We start from the raw sequence: 19,032 nt of genomic DNA on the forward strand, positions 1-19,032 counted from the left end.
GACCGCGACTACGCGTTCGTGACCGTGTACAACGGTGTCCAGATCGGTGGCGGCGCCAAGGAAGTCACCTACAAGGAGTTCCAGGCCTACGACGGCCAGAAGTACGAGAAGGCCGAGGAAGTCAAGGACTTCGAGACCTACGACAAGCTGACCCAGAAGGGTTACATCGGCAAGGTCGAGGACGTCAAGGCGTCCGACGAGGTCGGCCCCAACCACGCCGACGCTTCCCCGATCTCCGTCGAGGTCGACAAGTGGACGTGGGAGAAGGTCGAGAGCTCCACCTACGGTGTTCTGGGCGGCAAGGTCTACAAGAAGGTCGGCAACGGCTGGAGCCAGCTCTCCAAGCAGCACTGGCCGGCTGCGGGCTCCAAGCTCGCGTCGAAGACCACCGACGTGACCAAGACCGAGTACGACAACTACAAGGGTCTTGGCTACAAGGCGACCGATGGTAAGGGCAACTACACCATCACCGAGTACTTCGTGATCAAGTACACGAAGAACACGGAGTCCGTCAAGTACGTGATCTTCCGCCACTTCATCACCCCGATCGCCGATGTCGGCAAGCTCGGTGACAACGTCGGCGGCCAGGGCTTCACCTGGAACCAGAAGCCCCAGCAGACGGTGTTCGTGTTCGGCTACCCGGCCGACGCGCACCCCGACGGCAACAAGGCCTACACCGGCGTTACGCCGAAGTGGACCTACGGCAAGACCAACGCCCAGAAGTACGTCCAGGCCGCCACGAAGGTTGAGGAGCACGTTGGCCTCAAGAGCTCCTTCACCCCCGGCGCCGACGGTGGCCCCTGGCTCGCCAAGTACAGCAACGCCAAGCGTCTGGGCTACGTCAACGGTGTCACCAGCCTCTTCGGTGACCAGGACAGCAACGGTCGCTACGACCTCATCACCTCGCCGTACTTCGACGGTGAGACCGCGGTCATCTACAAGAAGGCCGCCGCGGTGTGGTCGGGCTCGATCGTCAAGAAGTAGTAGCTTCCTGACGATCACCCGGGCCTGAGGGTCCAAACCTCAGACCCACAGCAACACCAGCTCCACCCAAAGCATCACCCGAGGGGGGTCCGGCACCAGCCGGACCCCCCTCGGCCATTCCCCCACCGAATCCGGTCTTCTCGCAGCGGGCTCCCCGAGCGTGCAGACAGCAGCCGGCCTCTGAGAGAACGCCTCTCCCCCTTCACAAGAACCTCCTCACGAGGGCCGCGCCAACGGGACGGCGCTCAGTGAAGATCGAGCTCAGGCGGAGTCGAGCTCCCTCACCCGCTCGTTCAGCTCCACCACCGACCGCTCGGCGGCGTAGGGCTCCAGCCTGCGCCGCAGGTCGGCGACGTACGACCGCGTCCTGGCCGACTCCAGGCCCTTCGCCAGCTCCAGCGCCTCCACCGCGACGGAACAGGCCTCCTCCAACTCCCCCGAGGCGAGCAGTCCGGCCGAGAGCAGCGACAGGTTGAACATCCGCCCGCGTACGTAGCGCCCGTCCATCTCCAGCGAGCGTCTCGCGTGCCCCACCGTGCCCGGCCCGTCTCCCGCAGTGCGCGATCTTCGCCGCCAGGTAGGCCTCGTCGAAGTAGGAGATCCAGTCGGGCTCGTGGCCGGCCCTGCGCCGGTCGAAGGAGAGCTCGGCCTCGTGGAGGGAGCTCGCGCACGCCGCGCGGTCGTCCAGTGCCGCGTGCGCGTGGGCCTCCAGCACGTGCGTCTCGGCGAGCAGCGCGAAGATCCCCGCCCGCCGGGCCGAGAGTTGGGCCGCCCTGGCCAGGTCGAGCGCGTGGGCGGGCTGTCCTATGTATACGGCCTGGTGGCTCATCCCCGCGAGGATCTCGCCGCCGAGCCCGTGGTCGCCCGCCCCGCGCGCCAGGCGCAGTGCCTGGATCAGGTAGCGCTGGGCCAGGCCGTGCTGCTCCAGGTCGTAGGCCATCCATCCGGCCAGCCGGGTCAGCTCGGCGGCGGCCGAGGCCAGCGCCTTGCCGGTGTTCTCGGCGTACGAGCCGTCGGCGAGGAGCGGCGCGACCGACGTGTCCAGATATTTCACGACAGCGGGACGGACTCTTCCGCCGCCGAACCTGTTGTCCAGCTCCCCGAAAGACCGGGTGACCTCCCGGATCGCCGCGATGTCGTCCATGCCGACGCGCCGGGTGCCCTGCCCCTCGGGGCGGCCCTCCAACGGAAGGGTGAGCCAGCGCACCGCCCCGGCGGACCCGGCCCCGATCGCGAAGGTGGAGTCGAGTAAGAACCTGCGTCTCTCCACGTCCCCGCGCCACAGTGCTGTCACGGTCGAGATTCCCTCCTGCCACGTGTGGTCGAACTCCTGCCCGAGGTCGAGCGGCGTCAGAACGGCCGACAGGCCGAGATCCTCGGGGCTCACGGCCCTGCCGAGCCGGAGCGCGAAGATCTCGGCGAGCAGTCCGGTGACCGGGTCCCTGGGCCGTTGGCCCGCGATCCAGCGCAGCACGGAACTGTGGTCGTACCTCAGACCGGACAGGCCACGAGCCGCGCCGAGATCGTTGAGCCGGCGGGCCAGCCCCTTGTGGGTGAAGCCCGCCTCGGCGATGAGCCTCTGGAGTAGTCGGTTGGGCTCGCGTTCCATAGCTCCCCTCACCGCGAGAACCGTCTGCGTGCCGACGACGCGCGCGATCCGGCCGTGCGCGCACCGGCCACCTGATGCACGCCTTACGTACATAGGTAACTGAGGGCTCTTTTTATAGCACGATCCGTGACGAACGTCGGGGTTTCCGGAAAGCACCGACGCCCCTCGCCGTTCGGGCGAGGGGCGTCGGTGATCACGCTGCCGGTGAGGTGTCCCTGGAGCCGAGCGGCCCCTCCGACGAGGTGCCCCCGGAGGCGAGCGACCTCTCCGATCCGGGAACCGTCCGTGACCTGTGCGGTGTCTCCTAGAGGCGGGCGACCCCGTCGGCACGGGCCTGCGTGGCGACCGCGGCGATGACCGCCGGGGCCACGCGCTCGTCGAACGGGCTGGGAATCACGTAGTCGGCCGAGAGGTCGTCGTCCGCGACCACCCCGGCGAGCGCCTCGGCCGCGGCGACCTTCATGTTCTCGGTGATCGTGGTGGCGCGCACGTCGAGCGCCCCGCGGAAGACGCCGGGGAAGGCGAGCACGTTGTTGATCTGGTTGGGGAAGTCGGAGCGGCCGGTCGCGACCACCCGCGCGTACTTGCGCGCGATCTCCGGCCGCACCTCGGGAGTGGGGTTGGACAGCGCGAAGACGATCGACTCCGAGGCCATCGACGCGATCGCCTCCTCCGAGACCGTCGAGCCCGACAGCCCGACGAACACGTCGGCCCCCGCGAGCGCCTGCTCGGTGGAACCGCGCAGGCCCGCCCGGTTGCTGTCGCGCGCCAGGGCCTCCTTGATCGGGTTGAGCCCGTCGCGGCCCTCGTGGATGAGCCCCTTGGAGTCGGCGACCGCGATGTCGCCGATGCCGGCGTTGAGGAGGATCCTGCTCACCGCGATCCCGGAGGCGCCGGCGCCGGCGACCACAACCCGCAGGTCTTCCAGCGAGCGGCCGGTCAGCCGTGCGGCGTTCTTCAGCGCGGCCAGCGCGACGATCGCGGTACCGTGCTGGTCGTCGTGGAAGACGGGGATGTCGAGGATCTCGCGCAGCCGCGCCTCGACCTCGAAGCAGCGGGGCGCGCTGATGTCCTCGAGGTTGATCCCGCCGAAGGAGGGGGCGAGCCGGACGATCGTCTCGACCAGCGCGTCCACATCGGTGCAGTCGAGGCAGATGGGCACCGCGTCGACGTTCGCGAACTGCTTGAACAGCAGCGCCTTGCCCTCCATCACCGGCATGGCGGCGGCGGGCCCGATGTCTCCGAGACCGAGCACCGCGGTGCCGTCGGAGACCACGGCGACCACGTTGGAGATCCAGGTGTAGTCCTTGGCCAGCTCGGGCTCGTCGGCGATCGCGCTGCAGACCCTGGCCACACCCGGCGTGTAGGCGAGTGCCAGGTCGTCGGCGTCGCGGACCGGGACGGTGGAGCGGACCTCCAGCTTGCCGCCGCGGTGCAGGGCGAAGGCCGGATCCAGATCGAGGGCATCGAGAGATTCGAGAGAGACGGAGGATGGCGTGACGGCCACAGCGACCCCTGTAGTTCATGTCAGACAGACGGATGTTTCCTTCGGAGGCGGCCGGAGGAGCCGTCCCGGGCTTCGGTAGCCGCTCGGGGCCTGCTCACTGGGCACGGTCGCCAGGAGGGGTACGGGGGTCACCCGTTGCTCGATTGTGCCACATGTTGAGACTGCCTCCGCTGGAGGAAGTCCACTCACTTTCGCCGTCCGGGTGTTAGCCTCACCACATCGTGTAATACTCGAAATCCATGCCGCCTCTTACATCGACGGATCCCCAGATGGACCTCACCTCCTACGCGGAGCTGGCCGTACTACTGATCAACAGCCCCGACCGGCTCACCGGCCTCGAAGGGCTGCGTCTGCTTCTGGAAGAGGGCGGCCGCTACCGGCCAGGCTGCCGGATCACCAGGAGTGACCTGGAGGCCCTGCGCGACCTGCGCGAGGAGCTGATGATCGTGTTCGAGACCGCGGAGGCCGGCGACGAGGAGGCGGTGGTCGACCGGCTCAACTCGCTGCTCATCCACCACCCGGTCCAGCCGCAGATCTCCGGTCACGACGGCGAGCGCTGGCACATGCACCTCACCGAGGGGGGCCGGATGGCCGACCAGTACGCGGTGGGCGCGGTGATGGGACTCGCCACCATGATCACCGACCTCGGCGTCGACCGGCTCGGCCTCTGCCAGGCGCCGCCCTGCCGCAGGGCCTATCTCGACACCTCCTCCAACCGGTCGCGCCGCTACTGCTCCGAGCGGTGCGCCAGCCGGGCCAACGTCGCCGCCTACCGTGCCCGCCAGAAGGTCGTCGGCTAGCGGCTCCGACCGGGAAACCCCCGCGGGGAACAGCCGTCCCGACCAGCGGAAACCAGGAAAACCCGGTCAGGGTCAGGGGACGTCCCACCAGAGCCGCCGGACGGCCTACCCGGCCCGCCAGAGGCCCGGCCAGTAGCGCAGCACCACCCGGCCGACGATCGCGGACGCGGGCAGCGCCCCGAAGTCCCAGCTGTCGCGCCGCCCCGGCGCGCGCTGGTTGTCGCTCTCCAGCCACCAACCGCCGTCCGCCTCCCACGCGGCGCGCTTGACGATGAGCACGGCGGGGTCGGACGGCAGCCGGGCGACGACCAGGTCACCGGGCCGCACGACCGCGCCGCGCCGCACCCAGAGCCAGTCTCCCGGCCGCAACGCGGGCAACATCGACTCGCCCGCGACACGGACTCTCATCGAGCGTAACCCCCTCCCACGCGGGCATTCGGAGACGAGTAAGGTCGTTAACCGGACCATTCTGAACCTGGCATCAAGGAAGGATTTCCGATGCTCGCACGACTTATGCGCCCCAAGCACATCGCCTCCGCGCACTGCGACCTGCCCTGCGGTGTGTACGACCCGGCCCAGGCCCGCATCGAGGCCGAGTCCGTCAAGGCCATCATGGAGAAGTACGCGGCGAACGAGGACCCGGTCTTCCGCTCCCGCGCGCTCACCATCAAGGAGGAGCGGGCCGAGCTGGTCAAGCACCACCTGTGGGTGCTGTGGACCGACTACTTCAAGCCCCCGCACCTGGAGACCTACCCGCAGCTGCACCAGCTGTTCTGGGAGGCCACCAAGCTCGCGGGCGCGGCCGGCGGCAAGGGCACGCTCGACGTCGCCAAGGCCGACGAGCTCCTCGGCAAGATCGACGACATCTCCAAGATCTTCTGGGAGACCAAGGCCGCTTAAAACCCTCACAACGATGTCGTGAGAGGGCACCGGTGATCCGGATCGAGGAGACGTCCCCGGGACACCCCCTTGATCCGGATCGGGGCCCGCGAGGAGGGCCGCCGTCACGGCGTCCGGCCCCGACGCCGGTCGTCCGGCGGGCCGAACACCGGCACGTCGGCGCCGTACGGCCACCGCCCAGGACCGCGATGCGTCGGAGCCGTCATTAAAAACAGTGCCCTATTTGCGTATCTTCATGGGCTCTTGACGGTGGCAAATCGCCCCGATCGCGAGTCCAAGCGGGCCAACCACCGTCTCAGGGCTGTAGGTTGCAGTCAGCGACTCTGCGAGGAGGAACGTGACCGAACACACCGAGGCGCCCGCGGTCGGCGTGGGCGGGATCCGTGACGTGGTGAGCGTCCGGCTGCCGGCGACGAGCGCCTATCTGTCCGTGCTGCGTACGGCGACAGCCGCACTCGCCGTACGGCTGGACTTCACGCTGGACGAGATCGAGGATCTTCGGATCGCGGTCGACGAGGCGTGTGCGATGCTGCTGACCCAGGCTGTTCCCGGCACAGATCTGACCGCCGAGTTCGAGCTCACCGGGCAGCTGATGAAAGTGCGGGTCGAGGTCAGCACAGTGGGGAGCACCCCTCCGAAGCGCGACGACTTCGCGTGGATGGTGCTCACCGCCCTGGCTGACGATGTGGATGCCGTAACCGACTCCCCCGACCGTATGGCGATCGTCCTCCGCAAGCGCCGAGGCGCGGCGAGGCCGGCGTGACGGAAAGGACTCGTGCCATGGCCGCCAGCGACCACGCGGTGCCCGACCGGGTGCGTGCGCGCCTGCTCTTCGCGGAACTGGTGGAGTTGACCTCCGACGACCCGCGGCGTCAGCGCATTCGCGACGAGCTCGTCGAGCTCCACCTTCCCCTCGTCGAATACCTCGCCCGCCGGTTCCGCAACCGGGGTGAGTGGCTGGACGACCTCACCCAGGTCGCGACCATCGGGCTGATCAAGTCGATCGACCGCTTCGATCTCGGCCGCGGGGTGGAGTTCTCCACCTACGCGACCCCGACGATCGTGGGCGAGATCAAACGCCACTTCCGCGACAAGGGCTGGGCGGTCCGCGTGCCGCGCCGCCTGCAGGAGCTCAAGCTCTCGCTCACCAAGGCGATCAGCGAGCTCTCCCAGCGGGAGGGGCGCGCGCCGACCGTGGCCGAGCTGGCCGCGTTCCTGAAGATGAGCGAGGAGGAGGTGCTCGAAGGGCTGGAGTCGGCCAACGCCTACTCCACGGTCTCCCTCGACGCGCCCGACTCCGGCGACGACGACGCGCCGGCGGTGGCCGACTCCCTCGGGATCGTGGACGACTCCCTGGAGGGCGTCGAATACCGCGAGTCGCTCAAGCCCCTGCTGGAGCGGCTGCCCCCGCGTGAGAAGCGGATCCTGCTGCTGCGTTTCTTCGGCAACATGACGCAGTCGCAGATCGCCACCGAGCTCGGCATCTCCCAGATGCACGTGTCCCGGTTGCTCGCCAGGACCCTCGCCCAGCTCCGGGAGGGCCTCACCGTCGACGACTAGCGAGGGGGCTGGTCGTGGTCTCCGTAGAGGGCGTGTGTCGTCGGCGGGGACAGCAGCGTGACCAGTCCGATCACCGCGAGGAGGATCAGCGAGACGCCGATCACCCGCTGGTCGGACTGGATCATCGTGACCGAGACCGGGATGGCGAAGATCTGCGTCAGCACCCCCGGGCTCCGCGACCATCGCTCCGAGTGGAGCATTCCCCAGCCGACCCAGAGCAGGGCCGCGCCGATGATGATCCCGAACGCGGCGACGGCGATCGAGGTCATCAGGTCGGACGGCCGGCCGATCACCGTCTCCACTCCGGCGTAGCCGCCGAGGAGCAGGACGGTCGCGCCTTCCAGTGCCATGACGGCGGCGGCGACGGTGAGGGTCATCGGACGGTTCGACACGGGGCAACCCTATCGCCGGGTATGGCCGCCCGGCTCTTCCCCCACCCCGGCCCCGTTCCCCGTCCCCCGCAGTTCTCCTGCAGTCCCCTCACAGTCTCCCCACGCCGTTCTCCGTCCCCGCGCATCGGCCTTCTCCTTCCGCCGCCTCAGCCCGGTTTCCGGCGGATACGCTGAGGTCATGCGCGCGATGCTCCTGGTGAATCCGAAGGCGACGACGACCAACCAGCGAACCAGGGACGTTCTCATCAGAGCGCTGAGCGCGACGATGAACCTCACCGTCGAGGAGACGGCCTACCGGGGGCACGCGATGCGGCTCTCCCGCAAGGCGCACGCCTCCGGCTACGACGCGGTGGCCGTGCTGGGCGGTGACGGCACCATCAACGAGGCGGTGAACGGGCTGCTCGACCCGGTGGACGGCAAGGCCGGCGACGAGGGCAGCTCGATCGACAGGCCCGCGCTGCTCGCGATCCCCGGTGGCAGCGCGAACGTCTTCGCGAGGGCCCTGGGCCTGCCGAACGACCCGGTCGAGGCGATGGGGGCGATCCTGGAGGCGATCCGCGACGACCGGAGGCGGACCGTCGGACTCGGTCAGGCGATCTGGGGTGACCACAGTAGATATTTCACGTTCTGTAGTGGTCTGGGGTACGACGCCGAGGTGATCAGGGCGGTCGAGGGGATGCGGGGCACCGGCCGCAAGGCGACACCCACCCGCTATGTGAACACCGCGTTACACCACTATCTGTCGACCGACAAACGTCACCCGCCGATGACCGTCGAGGGCCCCGAGGTGCCGCGGACCGGCGGCATCTTCATGGCCGTCGTCTCCAACACCTCCCCGTGGTCCTACATCGGCCCTCGGCCGGTCTCCCCGACCCCGTGGGCGAGCTTCGAGACCGGGCTCGACCTCCTGGGCCTGCAGCGTCTCGGCCTGCCCTTCATGCTCCAGCTGATGCCCCAGATCCTCGGTGAGCGCGACACGCTGCCGACGGGTCGCCACCTGGTGCAGCTCCACGACGAGAAGGAGTTCACCCTGAGCGCCGGGCGCCCCGTGGCGTTCCAGCTGGACGGCGACTACCTGGGAGAGGTCGAACGAATAACGTTCCGTTCTATCCCCGACGCGTTACAGGTCTTGGTCTAATCGGTTACGTGCGAGCCTGTGTGACGCATCCGACATCCATTTCAGGCAAAACGTTCCCCCAAACCTCTTGCGTGTACTAAGCGTGGCTGACAATCTCAAGATGACGTCGGAACGTAGGACCTTTGAGCGGCCACCTCGCTCCCAGGCCACCGGCGATCAAGCGGACAGTCCCCCGATCCGGACCACGGACCGGGGATCCGTTCGCGCTGATTAGTGAAACCCTTCACAAAGTGAGCCGCTGGAGCCGACGCAAGGGCTCCTCATACGAAGGAGTGGACGCATGGACTGGCGCCACCGAGCCGCCTGCCGTGACGTGGACCCCGAGCTGTTCTTCCCGATCGGCAACACCGGCCCCGCCCTGATGCAGATCGAGGAAGCCAAGCAGGTCTGCGGTACGTGCAGCATCAGCGAAGCATGCCTGAAGTGGGCCCTGGAATCCGGGCAGGACGCCGGTGTCTGGGGCGGCCTGAGCGAGGACGAGCGACGCGCGCTCAAGCGACGCACGGCTCGTGCCCGCGCCCGCGCGAGCGTCTGACCCTCCGCGCCCACCCTTCCGTCTCCCCCGGCCGGGCGACGAGCACGTCCCCGGCCCGGTGAGCCCTCTTTCCGCCTCGGGCGACAAGCACGTCCCCTCGCGAGAACGCGACCCGACGTGCTCCCCCTCCCCCGCTCAGACCGCGGGGAGGGGGATGCTCAGGCTCACCTCGGTCCCGCCTCCCTGGCGTGGCTCGATGGCGAGACGCCCGGACAGCTCGCCCACCACCAGGGTACGGACGATCTGCAGGCCGAGACTGGTGGCCTGGTCGAGATCGAAGTCCTCCGGCAGCCCGCTGCCGTCGTCGGACACGATCACATCCAGCCGCTCGGCCCCGCGTGACACGATCACTTGGAGCTTGCCCTGACGGTGCGCCAGCCCGTGCTGAACCGCGTTCTGCAGCAGTTCGGTGAGGACCATCGCGAGCGGCGTCGCGATCTCCGAGCGCAACACCCCGAACGCCCCGACGCGGGACGGCACCACCTGCGCCTCAGGGGCCGCGACCTCCCCCGTCATCGCGATCACCCGGTCGGCGATGTCGTCGAAGTCGACCTGTTCCTCGGGCGTGTGCGAGAGCGTCTCGTGCACGATCGCGATCGACCCGACCCTGCGCACCGCCTCCTCCAGCGCCTCCCTGCCCTCCGGCAGCTGCATCCGCCTGGCCTGGAGTCGCAGCAGCGCGGCCACGGTCTGCAGGTTGTTCTTCACCCGGTGGTGGATCTCCTTGATGGTGGCGTCCTTGGTCATCAGCTCCCGCTCGCGGCGCCGCAGCTCGGTCACGTCCCTGATGAGCACCAGCGCGCCGATCCTCCCGCCGCCGACGACCAGCGGGATCGCCCGCAGCTGCACCACCGTGCCGCCCGACTCCACCTCCGTCTCCTTGGGCTCCCGCCCGCTCGCGACGAGCATCAGGTTCTCGTTGATGGGCTCGTCGGAGTAGCAGAGCGTCGCGGTCGTACGGCCCAGCTCCGCGCCGACCAGATCGGCGTTGAGGCCCAGCCGCCGGTAGGCCGACAGCGCGTTCGGCGAGGCGTACGTGACACGGCCCGCCCGGTCGAGCCTGAGCAGCCCGTCGCCCACCCTCGGCGAGCGGACCAGGATCGGCTCGGCGCCGGAGAACGGGAAACGGCCCTCGGCCACCATCTGGGCCAGGTCGGAGGCGCTCTGCAGGTAGGTCAGCTCCAACCGGGAGGGGGTGCGCGCGGAGGAGAGGTTCGTCGAGCGCTGGATGACGCCCAGGAAGTGGTCGGCCCTCCGCACCGGAATGGTCTCCTCGCGGACCGGCACCCCGCTCGACCAGTCGGGATCGCCCTCGCGGCAGATGCGCCGCTCGTTCCAGGCGGTCTCCAGGAGCGGCCTCTCCCCCTTGGCCGCCGTCATGCCCACGATGTCGTCGTGGTAGACCGTCGGCCCCGTGGTGGGCCTCATCTGCGCGATCGCGATCCAGCCCGTGCCCTCCTTCAGGGGGATCCACAAGATCAGGTCCGCGAAGGAAAGGTCGGCGAGGAGCTGCCAGTCGGACACCAGCGAGTGCATCCACTCAAGGTCCGCATCGTCGAGCGCGGTGTGACGAACCGCCAGGTCGCTTAGAGTCGGCACCCGTGCATCATGCGTTCTTTGCAGGCCCGAACGCGAATCGGGTGAGTCCGGCTGGAAAGATGCCGCCTATGGAGCAGACCCCCGACCCACTGGCCCGGTTCCGCACGGCGGCGGCCACGAGGGAGGCGGCGGGACTGCGTCGGGTCCTGCGCGCCCGCACACCCGACGACGACGGCCTGATCGACCTGGCCTCCAACGACTACCTCGGCCTGGCCAGGGACGAGCGGCTGGTCGAGGCGGCCGTGGAGGCCACCCGCGCCTGGGGCACGGGTTCCACGGGCTCCCGCCTGGTCACGGGCTCCACGGCCCTGCACGCGCGCCTGGAGGCGCGCCTGCGCGCCTTCACCGACGCGCGGGGCGCCCTGGTGTTCTCCTCCGGCTACCTGGCCAACCTGGCCGCCGTCGCGGCCCTGGGCAGGGACGCCCTGGTGGTCTCCGAGGCGGGCAACCACGCCTCCATCGTGGACGCCTGCCGGCTGTCGCGCTCACGGGTCGTGGTCGCTCCGCACCGGGACACGGTGGCGGTGGAGAAGGCGCTCGCCGACCGGGACGAGGAGCACGCGATCGTGGTCACCGACGCGATCTTCTCCGTGGACGGCGACCTGGCGCCGCTTGAGGAACTGCACGCGGCGACGGTGCGCCAGGGCGCGCTGTTGATCGTCGACGAGGCGCACTCGATCGGGGTCGTCGGCGCTCGTGGGCAGGGCGCGGTGCACGCCGCGGGGCTCGCGGCCGAACCGGGTGTTGTGAGAACGATCACACTGTCGAAGTCCCTGGGATCGCAGGGCGGAGCCGTGCTCGGCGCGCCCGAGGTGATCCAGACCCTCGTGGACACGGGACGCTCGTTCATCTTCGACACCGGGCTCGCGCCGGGCAGTGTGGCGGCGGCACTCGCCGCCGTCGATATCCTTCACCATCAGCCCGAACTGCCGGGACTTGTCCGGACCAGGGCGAGGGAGTTGGCCGCGATGGCCCGCGATCTCGGCCTGGAGACCGGCGATCCGGCGGGCGCGGTCGTCCCCATCGTGCTCGGCCCGCCCGAGACCGCGCTTCGGGCCGCCCTCGTCTGCGCGGAACACGGGGTGCGCGCCGGATGCTTCCGGCCGCCTTCGGTGCCGGTCGGCCGCTCTTGCCTGCGGTTGACGGCACGGGCCAATCTGAGTTCCGATGATCTAGCGGTGATCCGGGGTGCACTCACCGCCGTGGCCGAGATGAAGGTGACCATGTGAGCGACGACTCCCCGCGGATCCCGAAATACTACGACGTCAAGCGCAGCCTGCTCAGCCTCACCAAGAGCCTGCCCGCAGGCAGCGCCCTGCCACCGGAACGGGCCCTCGCGGTCCGCTTCGAGACGTCGCGCACGACCGTGCGCCAGGCCCTGTCCGAGCTCGTGGTCGAGGGCCGCCTGGTGCGCATCCAGGGCAAGGGGACGTTCGTCGCACAACCCAAGGTCGCCCAGGTCCTCCAGCTCACCTCCTACACCGGGGACCTGCGGACCGTCGGCCTCGAACCCGACACCAAGATCCTCGACATCAGCTACGTCACCGCCGACGAGGCGCTCGCCCGCCGCCTGGCGATCAACGCCGGCGGCCGCGTGCTGCGCCTGCACCGGCTGCGCCTGGCCAACGGCGAGCCGATGTCGATCGACACCACCCACCTGTCGGCCCGGCGCTTTCCCCGCCTCAGGCGGGAGCTGGAGATGCACTCCTCGCTGTACGAGACGCTGTACAACGCGTACAACGTGCGGCTGACCGACGCCGAGGAGATCATAGAGACCGTGCTCGCCACCCCGTACGACGCGCAGGTGCTCAGTGTGGACGTCGGCCTGCCGATGCTCCTGCTCACCCGGCACGCCTTCGACGCGGACGGCAACCCGGTCGAGTGGGCCCAGTCGCTGTACCGGGGAGACCGCTACAAGTTCATCACCCGCCTGCGCCGCCCCTGAGGCAAACCCGAGCCGCGCCTAAGGTGAGACAGGTGAGCATTCTCGTGGTCACCGGGACCGACACCGGGGTGGGAAAGACCGTCGTCACCGCGGCGGTGGCCTCGCTCGCCAGGGAGCGGGGCTCCTCGGTCGCGGTGGTGAAGCCCGCGCAGACCGGGGTGTCCGGCGCCGACCCCGGCGACATGGACGACGTCATCCGGCTGTCCGGGGTGGGGACGACCTTCGAGCTGGCCAGGTATCCCGCCGCGCTCTCCCCCGCGGCGGCGGCCCGCCTGTCCGGCCTGCCGCCGGTCTCCGTCGCGCGGGCCGCGGCCCGGATCGAGGAGCTGGCCTCCTCGCACCGGCTGGTGATCGTCGAGGGTGCGGGCGGGCTGCTCGTCCGCTTCGACGAGGAGGGGGCGACCCTCGCCGACCTCGCCCGCGCGCTCTCGGCACCGGTCCTCCTGGTGGTCAGGGCCGGCCTCGGCACCCTCAACCACACCGCGCTGACGCTGGAGGCGATGGCCCACCGAGGGCTGGAGCCCGCCGGGGTGGTGATCGGCTCCTGGCCGGCCGAGCCCGGCCTCGCCGAGCGGAGCAACGTGGCGGACCTGGAGATGCTGGCCGCCCGGCCGCTGGCGGGCGCCCTCCCCGAGCGAGCCGGGCTGCTGGAGCGCGACGCCTTCGCCCGCGCGGCCCGCGCGGGGCTGGGCCCCACGCTGGGTGGGGGCTTCGACCCCGCCTCCTTCCGGGCCACCCTTAGGCTTTCCCCGTAGCCGTAGCCGCGGCCCATCTCCCCGCTGGAGGTATCAGATGAGCGACATCCTCGAGATCGCCCGGACGCAGGTGCTTGAGGAGGGCCGCGGGCTCGACGCGGCGCAGGCGCTCCGTTGCCTGGAGCTTCCCGACGACCGTCTCGACGAGTTGCTCGCCCTCGCCCACGAGGTGCGGATGAAGTGGTGCGGCCCGGAGGTGGAGGTCGAGGGCATCGTCTCCCTCAAGACCGGCGGCTGCCCGGAGGACTGCCACTTCTGCTCGCAGTCCGGGCAGTTCTCCTCCCCGGTCCGCGCCGTCTGGCTCGACATCCCCTCGCTGGTCGAGGCCGCGAGGGAGACCGCGGCGACCGGTGCCACCGAGTTCTGCATCGTGGCCGCCGTACGGGGTCCCGACCGGCGCCTGATGGACCAGGTCCGCGAGGGGGTGAAGGCGATCCGCGAGGCGGTCGACATCAACGTGGCGTGCTCGCTCGGCATGCTCACCCAGGAGCAGGTCGACGAGCTGGCCGAGATGGGCGTGCACCGCTACAACCACAACCTGGAGACCGCGAGGTCGCACTTCGAGAAGGTCGTCACCACCCACACCTGGGAGGAGCGCTGGGACACCTGCCTGATGGTGCGCGAGGCCGGGATGGAACTGTGCTGCGGCGGCATCGTCGGCATGGGCGAGACCCGGGAGCAGCGGGCCGAGTTCGCCGGCCAGCTCGGCGAGCTGGCGCCCGACGAGGTCCCGCTGAACTTCCTCAACCCGCGCCCCGGCACCCCCTTCGAGTCCTTCCCGCTGCTGGAGGGGCCGGAGGCGCTCCGGACGATCGCCACCTTCAGGCTCGCGCTGCCCCGCACGATCCTGCGCTACGCGGGCGGCCGCGAGCTGACCCTGGGCGACCTGGGCACCCGTGAGGGCATGCTCGGCGGCATCAACGCGATCATCGTCGGCAACTACCTGACCACCCTCGGCCGTACGGCCGAAGCCGACCTCGGCCTGCTGGTGGACCTCAAGATGCCCATCAAGGCGCTCTCCGACACCCTCTGACCTCGCGCGGGCTCGCGGATGACGGGCTCGCGGACGAGGGCTGGTCCGCCTCGCGGACCCGGCTGACCTCTGAGCTTCGCGCGGACTCGCGGAGACGCGAAGGTCCCCGCGAGCCGGATCTCACCCGGCCCGCGCGGGACTCCCGCCGGGTCTCACCCCACCCCGCCGGGTCTCACCCATCCCGGCGGGTGCGCCCTCCGCCCGTACCGGACTCCCCGTCGATCTCCGTCCCACCCCGGTGAGTCCGCGCTCCGGCCGGTACCGAACCCCCGTCGATCCCGTACGGCCCGTAAGGCGCCCGCCACCAGGCGTTGGGCGGTTCGATTCCCGACAGACGCGATATGTGCCGGCCGCATTAGGCGATGGGATCGGGGCAGGGAGAACAATCCCTGTCCGGCTAAGTGACTGACTGGTAGGTTGCGCGATATGGAGTCTCCCAAGCACGCAGGTGACATAGCGGTCGCCGTCTCCAAGGCATACGGCATCGAGACCATGTTCACCCTGTCCGGCGGGCATATCTTCCCGCTTTACGACGGTGCGGTCCACGAGGGCATGCCCATCCTGGATGTCCGCCACGAGCAGAGTGCCGTCTTCGCCGCGGAGGCGACCGCACGGCTGACGCGCAAACCCGGGCTGGCCGTGCTCACCGCGGGCCCCGGCATCACCAACGGCGTCAGCGGGGTGGCCACCGCGCACTTCAACGGCTCCCCCGTCGTGGTCATGGGAGGCCGTGCCCCACAGTCGCGCTGGGGGTCGGGCGCGTTGCAGGAGATCGACCACCCGCCGCTGTTCGCCCCCATCACCAAGCTGGCCTTCACCGGCTCCGGCGCCGACTCCATCGCCCAGGACGTGGAGATGGCCTTCCGTACGGCCCTCGCCCCGCACCGCGGCCCCGTCTTCCTCGACTTCCACATGGATCACCTCTTCTCGGCCGCGCCCCCGCTCGAGGAGGCCCCCGAGACGCTGACCCCGTCCCCGCTGGAGCCCGACCCCGACGCGCTCGCCTCGATCGCCCAGCTGATCGCCGAGGCCCGGCACCCGGTGCTGGTGCTCGGCTCCGACGTGTGGATGGACCGCGCCGAGGAGGTCGCGAGGAGCTTCGTCGAGGAGTACCGCCTGCCGGTCGTCCCCAACGGCCAGGGCCGCGGCATCCTGCCCGCCGGTCACGAGCTGCTGGTCACCCGGGCGAGGGGGATGGCGTTCTCGCAGGCCGACCTGGTGATCGTGGCGGGTGCCCCGATCGACTTCCGCCTCGGCTACGGCTGGTTCGGCGGCAAGGACGGCGCCCCGCTCGCCAAGGTCGTGCACCTGGCCGACGCGCCGTCCCAGCTGACCACGCACATGGATCCCGCCGCCGTCGCCGCCGGCGACCTCTCGCTGCTCTTCTGGAGCCTCGGCGCGGCCTGCGCCAACGCGGGCGTCTCTCCCAAGACCTACGCGCCCTGGGTCGCGCGGCTGTCCGAGGCCGCCTCGGCCGCCATCGCCGCCGACGTCGACCTGCTGGAGTCCGCGTCCGACCCGATCCACCCGATGCGCATCTACGGGGAGCTGGGCAAGGTCCTCGCCGACGACGCCGTGGTGATCGGCGACGGCGGCGACTTCGTCTCGTACGCGGGCAAGTACGTCGAGCCCCGGCAGCCGGGCAACTGGCTCGACCCGGGCCCGTACGGCTGCCTGGGCACGGGCCTGGGCTACGCCATCGCCGCCAGGATCGCCCGTCCCTCCTCGCAGGTGGTGCTGCTGCTCGGCGACGGCGCGGCCGGCTTCTCGCTGATGGACGTCGACACGCTCGTGCGCCACCGCCTGCCCGTCGTGATGATCTGCGGCAACAACGGCATGTGGGGCCTGGAGAAGCACCCCATGCAGATGCTCTACGGCTACGACGTGGCCGCCGAGTTGCAGCCGCAGTGCCGCTACGACCAGGTGGTGACCGCCCTCGGCGGCGGTGGCGAGCTCGTCACCGACCCGTCGGAGATCGGCCCGGCCCTGCGCCGCGCGTTCGACTCCGGTATCCCCTACATGGTCAACATCGCCACCGACCCCTCGGTGGCCTACCCCCGGCAGACCACGGGCATCTGAAGGAGCGCCACCGGGCTCGCGCACGCAGGACCGAAGAGGTCTTCTCCGGTGCGCGAGCCTGTCGGCACACCACCCGAAATCGAGGCTCGCCCGTCGTCGTCGCGCTTCGGAGGAGTGCTCCGACACACGCCCCTGCCGTCCGCAGACCAACGGCAATAACGCTTCGCTGGACGAACGGGCCTTACCTGCACGGCCCTACGCCGGCAACGACGAGCGCACAGCGGCTCTGAAGGAGTTTCCGCACACCGGCAACCACCATCGATGCCACACCGCACTCGGAGACCGGCCACCGATCACCCACGTCGACAACCCCGCGGGTCGATACGGCTAGGGCTTGCCCGTCGCCGTCGGGGTGGGCGTCGGCGGACAGTGCACGGGGGCGATGATGATCTCCACCGGCTTGGACGGGTCCCACATCGTGTCCGCGGCCGGAAGGGACTCGACCACCTCGGTGCAGTGCTCGGGTTTGACGTCGGCGCTGTAGGTGCGCTTCACCTTGAAGCCCGCCTGCTTGAGCGCCGCCTCCGCCGCCTCCGGCTTCATGCCGACGGTGCCGGGGACCCTCTTCTTCGGCAGCGGCGTCGGAGTCGGGGTCGGTGTGGGGGTGGGAGTCGGTTTCGGCGGCTTCGTTACCGTCGGGGTGGGCGTCGGCGGCTCGTCCTCCTCGGCGGGCTTCGGGGTGGTGGTGCGTCTGGTCGGCCGCGTCACCGTCGGGGTGGGCGTGAGCGTCCTGCGGGTGTGCCTCACCGTCGGCGGCTTCGTCTCGTCGACGGTGGGTGTGGCCACCGGCGGCTCCACGGAACTCGCTGTCTCCTTGGAGGCCGCCATCCCGTTGATCGCCACCGCGACGAGACCCGCGCACATCACGGCCGCGACCGCCGACGACGCGACCAGCACACTCCTGCGCCGCGGCTTCTGCGCGCCGCGGCGCCCGCGGCCCTGCGCGACCGCCTCGGATCCCACCGTCGGCGAGGTGGAGGGCTGCGCGCCTCCCTGCCAACCACCGGTCGGAGGCTGGGCGCCCTGCCAGTTTCCCGCCGGGTTCTGGGCTCCCTGCCAGCCCGTCTGCGGAACGGCCGATCCCTGCCCCTGCCAGCCGGTCTGTTCCTGCGGACCGCCCTGGGGGGCCTGCGTCTGCCAGCCGGTCTCCGGCGGCCCCGCCTGCCGCGCGGACGCCGACAGCGTGTCGCCGCCCTCCGTGCCGAAGGCGGCCTGCCTGGCGGCGGCGCTCATCGCCGCGGCGCTGGGGAAGCGCCGAGCCGGATCCTTGGCGAGGGAGCGCTCCACAAGTGCCCTCACCGCGGGCGGAACGTCCGGCGGCAGCGGCGGCGGCGTCTCGCGGATGTGCTTGAGCGCGATCGTGACGGGCGTGTCGCCGTCGAACGGGCGCTGCCCGGCCAGGCACTCGTACGCCACCACGCCCAGCGCGTAGATGTCGACGGCCGGTGTCACGGGCGCGCCCTCGGCCTGCTCGGGCGCGCAGTAGGCGGCGGTGCCGAGCACCATGCCCGCGTCCGTCAGCCGGCTGGCGGAGTCGGATCTGGCGATGCCGAAGTCGGTGAGCACGAGGGTGCCGTCCGACCGCACCAGCAGGTTGCCCGGCTTGATGTCCCGGTGGACGATGCCCTGGTCGTGGACCGCCTGCAGCGCCGAGGCGGCCTGGGCGATGAGGTCCATCGCGGCCCCGGGGGCGATGCGCCGCAGCCGCCCGAGCAGGCGGTCGAGCGGCTCGCCGTCGACGAACTTCATCACCAGGTATGCCGTCGCCCCCGCGCCGGGCACCTCGTGAACCCCGTAGTCGTACACGTCGACGACCCCGGGGTGGTTGATCGTCGCCATCGCCCTGGCCTCGCCCTGGAAGCGAACCAGGAAGCCCGGGTCGTCGGTACGGCCTGGGAGCAGCACCTTCACGGCGACGGTGCGAGCCAGGACGATGTCCTCGCCCTTCCACACCTCGCCCATACCGCCGGCCCCAATGCGGGTGCTTAGGCGATACCGCCCCGCCAGCGTCGTGCCCTGGGCCACCATGGCTCCCCCGTAACCCTCTTCACTCCTACCTCAGAGCTCTCCAACAAAGCGGATCCGCGTCGCGGCACCATCACGGCGCTGTAACGAAACCCTGCATGCCGCATGGCTCACAAACGAGATGCGTGCCGTAGCATCGCACAAAACCCAGCACTTTTAGGCGTACTTATC

17 protein-coding genes and 2 pseudogenes are annotated in these 19,032 nt (G+C 70.1%); 13 read left to right on the forward strand and 6 right to left on the reverse strand.

All coding sequences use genetic code 11. The features are described from left to right. A pseudogene (locus tag AB0B90_RS37430) lies at window positions 1–984 on the forward strand (hypothetical protein); the annotation flags it as partial. A 202-nt stretch (window positions 985–1,186) separates the two neighbouring features. Here AB0B90_RS37430 and AB0B90_RS37435 read toward each other — a convergent pair. Both AB0B90_RS37435 and AB0B90_RS37440 read right to left on the reverse strand, forming a co-directional pair. Further along, window positions 1,187–2,593, reverse strand: coding sequence for a hypothetical protein (locus AB0B90_RS37435; RefSeq protein WP_362926625.1), 1,407 nt, complete (start codon window positions 2,591–2,593; stop codon window positions 1,187–1,189). Between the two features lie 304 nt (window positions 2,594–2,897). Beyond that, window positions 2,898–4,100, reverse strand: a complete 1,203-nt coding sequence (locus AB0B90_RS37440; protein ID WP_362926627.1) for an NADP-dependent malic enzyme — start codon at window positions 4,098–4,100, stop codon at window positions 2,898–2,900. 269 nt (window positions 4,101–4,369) lie between these two features. Here AB0B90_RS37440 and AB0B90_RS37445 point away from each other — a divergent pair, with 269 nt between their 5' ends. Next, window positions 4,370–4,900, forward strand: coding sequence for a CGNR zinc finger domain-containing protein (locus tag AB0B90_RS37445; protein WP_350949765.1), 531 nt, complete (start codon window positions 4,370–4,372; stop codon window positions 4,898–4,900). A 105-nt stretch (window positions 4,901–5,005) separates the two neighbouring features. Here AB0B90_RS37445 and AB0B90_RS37450 read toward each other — a convergent pair whose 3' ends face one another. Further along, complete coding sequence (locus AB0B90_RS37450) at window positions 5,006–5,308, reverse strand: S24 family peptidase (RefSeq protein WP_350949766.1); 303 nt, start codon at window positions 5,306–5,308, stop codon at window positions 5,006–5,008. 90 nt (window positions 5,309–5,398) lie between these two features. Between AB0B90_RS37450 and sodN the strand changes: the two genes are divergently transcribed. The 3 genes from sodN (at window position 5,399) to AB0B90_RS37465 (ending at window position 7,360) form a co-directional block, all read left to right on the forward strand. Beyond that, on the forward strand, window positions 5,399–5,800 hold the full coding sequence (gene sodN / locus AB0B90_RS37455; RefSeq protein WP_362926630.1) for a superoxide dismutase, Ni: 402 nt from the start codon (window positions 5,399–5,401) through the stop codon (window positions 5,798–5,800). A 337-nt stretch (window positions 5,801–6,137) separates the two neighbouring features. Next, a complete protein-coding gene (locus AB0B90_RS37460) occupies window positions 6,138–6,563 on the forward strand; it encodes an anti-sigma factor (protein ID WP_350949768.1) in 426 nt (141 codons plus the stop codon). Between the two features lie 17 nt (window positions 6,564–6,580). Beyond that, on the forward strand, window positions 6,581–7,360 hold the full coding sequence (locus AB0B90_RS37465) for an RNA polymerase sigma factor SigF (RefSeq protein ID WP_344893659.1): 780 nt from the start codon (window positions 6,581–6,583) through the stop codon (window positions 7,358–7,360). Here AB0B90_RS37465 and AB0B90_RS37470 read toward each other — a convergent pair. Continuing rightward, a complete protein-coding gene (locus tag AB0B90_RS37470) occupies window positions 7,357–7,752 on the reverse strand; it encodes a hypothetical protein (protein WP_350949769.1) in 396 nt (131 codons plus the stop codon). The two genes, AB0B90_RS37465 and AB0B90_RS37470, sit on opposite strands and share 4 nt — an antisense overlap. A 178-nt stretch (window positions 7,753–7,930) precedes the next feature. On the opposite strand from AB0B90_RS37470, the gene AB0B90_RS37475 reads away from it, so the two are divergent. Beyond that, window positions 7,931–8,890, forward strand: coding sequence for a diacylglycerol kinase family protein (locus AB0B90_RS37475; RefSeq protein WP_350949770.1), 960 nt, complete (start codon window positions 7,931–7,933; stop codon window positions 8,888–8,890). 280 nt (window positions 8,891–9,170) lie between these two features. After that, window positions 9,171–9,425 carry a WhiB family transcriptional regulator gene (locus AB0B90_RS37480; protein ID WP_350949771.1) on the forward strand — a complete coding sequence of 85 codons (255 nt, stop codon included), beginning with the start codon at window positions 9,171–9,173 and terminating at the stop codon, window positions 9,423–9,425. 135 nt (window positions 9,426–9,560) lie between these two features. Here AB0B90_RS37480 and AB0B90_RS37485 read toward each other — a convergent pair whose 3' ends face one another. After that, a complete protein-coding gene (locus AB0B90_RS37485; RefSeq protein WP_350949772.1) occupies window positions 9,561–11,024 on the reverse strand; it encodes a histidine kinase N-terminal domain-containing protein in 1,464 nt (487 codons plus the stop codon). A gap of 68 nt (window positions 11,025–11,092) precedes the next feature. On the opposite strand from AB0B90_RS37485, the gene AB0B90_RS37490 reads away from it, so the two are divergent. The 6 genes and pseudogenes from AB0B90_RS37490 to AB0B90_RS37515 all read left to right on the forward strand — a co-directional run. Beyond that, complete coding sequence (locus AB0B90_RS37490; protein ID WP_350949773.1) at window positions 11,093–12,253, forward strand: 8-amino-7-oxononanoate synthase; 1,161 nt, start codon at window positions 11,093–11,095, stop codon at window positions 12,251–12,253. Then, a complete protein-coding gene (locus tag AB0B90_RS37495; RefSeq protein WP_350949774.1) occupies window positions 12,250–12,969 on the forward strand; it encodes a GntR family transcriptional regulator in 720 nt (239 codons plus the stop codon). The genes AB0B90_RS37490 and AB0B90_RS37495 overlap by 4 nt, the downstream gene beginning before the upstream one ends. A gap of 32 nt (window positions 12,970–13,001) precedes the next feature. Further along, window positions 13,002–13,724, forward strand: coding sequence for a dethiobiotin synthase (bioD, locus tag AB0B90_RS37500; protein ID WP_350949775.1), 723 nt, complete (start codon window positions 13,002–13,004; stop codon window positions 13,722–13,724). A gap of 37 nt (window positions 13,725–13,761) precedes the next feature. After that, complete coding sequence (gene bioB / locus AB0B90_RS37505; protein WP_350949776.1) at window positions 13,762–14,757, forward strand: biotin synthase BioB; 996 nt, start codon at window positions 13,762–13,764, stop codon at window positions 14,755–14,757. A 426-nt stretch (window positions 14,758–15,183) separates the two neighbouring features. Next, a complete protein-coding gene (locus tag AB0B90_RS37510; RefSeq protein WP_362926634.1) occupies window positions 15,184–16,836 on the forward strand; it encodes an acetolactate synthase in 1,653 nt (550 codons plus the stop codon). Between the two features lie 124 nt (window positions 16,837–16,960). Continuing rightward, window positions 16,961–17,167, forward strand: a pseudogene (locus AB0B90_RS37515) (IS481 family transposase); the annotation flags it as partial. On the opposite strand, the gene AB0B90_RS37520 reads toward AB0B90_RS37515, so the two are convergent. Continuing rightward, window positions 17,164–18,864 (reverse strand): serine/threonine protein kinase, encoded by a 1,701-nt coding sequence (locus AB0B90_RS37520; RefSeq protein ID WP_362926636.1) that lies wholly within the window; start codon window positions 18,862–18,864, stop codon window positions 17,164–17,166. The pseudogene AB0B90_RS37515 and the gene AB0B90_RS37520 sit on opposite strands and share 4 nt — an antisense overlap. Between the last annotated feature and the right edge of the window lie 168 nt (window positions 18,865–19,032).

Origin of the sequence: Streptosporangium sp. NPDC049078, assembly GCF_040648855.1 — a bacterium.
In the GTDB taxonomy this organism is placed as follows: Bacteria; Actinomycetota; Actinomycetes; order Streptosporangiales; family Streptosporangiaceae; genus Streptosporangium.

Excerpts from the sequence above, each read along its gene's own strand:
- AB0B90_RS37520 (WP_362926636.1), bottom strand. The coding sequence starts at position 18,864 with ATGGTGGCCCAGGGCACGACGCTGGCGGGGCGGTATCGCCTAAGCACC.
- AB0B90_RS37490 (WP_350949773.1), top strand. The coding sequence starts at position 11,093 with ATGGAGCAGACCCCCGACCCACTGGCCCGGTTCCGCACGGCGGCGGCC.
- bioB (WP_350949776.1), top strand. The coding sequence starts at position 13,762 with ATGAGCGACATCCTCGAGATCGCCCGGACGCAGGTGCTTGAGGAGGGC.
- AB0B90_RS37445 (WP_350949765.1), top strand. The coding sequence starts at position 4,370 with ATGGACCTCACCTCCTACGCGGAGCTGGCCGTACTACTGATCAACAGC.
- AB0B90_RS37475 (WP_350949770.1), top strand. The coding sequence starts at position 7,931 with ATGCGCGCGATGCTCCTGGTGAATCCGAAGGCGACGACGACCAACCAG.
- AB0B90_RS37465 (WP_344893659.1), top strand. The coding sequence starts at position 6,581 with ATGGCCGCCAGCGACCACGCGGTGCCCGACCGGGTGCGTGCGCGCCTG.
- sodN (WP_362926630.1), top strand. The coding sequence starts at position 5,399 with ATGCTCGCACGACTTATGCGCCCCAAGCACATCGCCTCCGCGCACTGC.
- AB0B90_RS37480 (WP_350949771.1), top strand. The coding sequence starts at position 9,171 with ATGGACTGGCGCCACCGAGCCGCCTGCCGTGACGTGGACCCCGAGCTG.
- AB0B90_RS37510 (WP_362926634.1), top strand. The coding sequence starts at position 15,184 with ATGGAGTCTCCCAAGCACGCAGGTGACATAGCGGTCGCCGTCTCCAAG.
- AB0B90_RS37450 (WP_350949766.1), bottom strand. The coding sequence starts at position 5,308 with ATGAGAGTCCGTGTCGCGGGCGAGTCGATGTTGCCCGCGTTGCGGCCG.
- AB0B90_RS37435 (WP_362926625.1), bottom strand. The coding sequence starts at position 2,593 with ATGGAACGCGAGCCCAACCGACTACTCCAGAGGCTCATCGCCGAGGCG.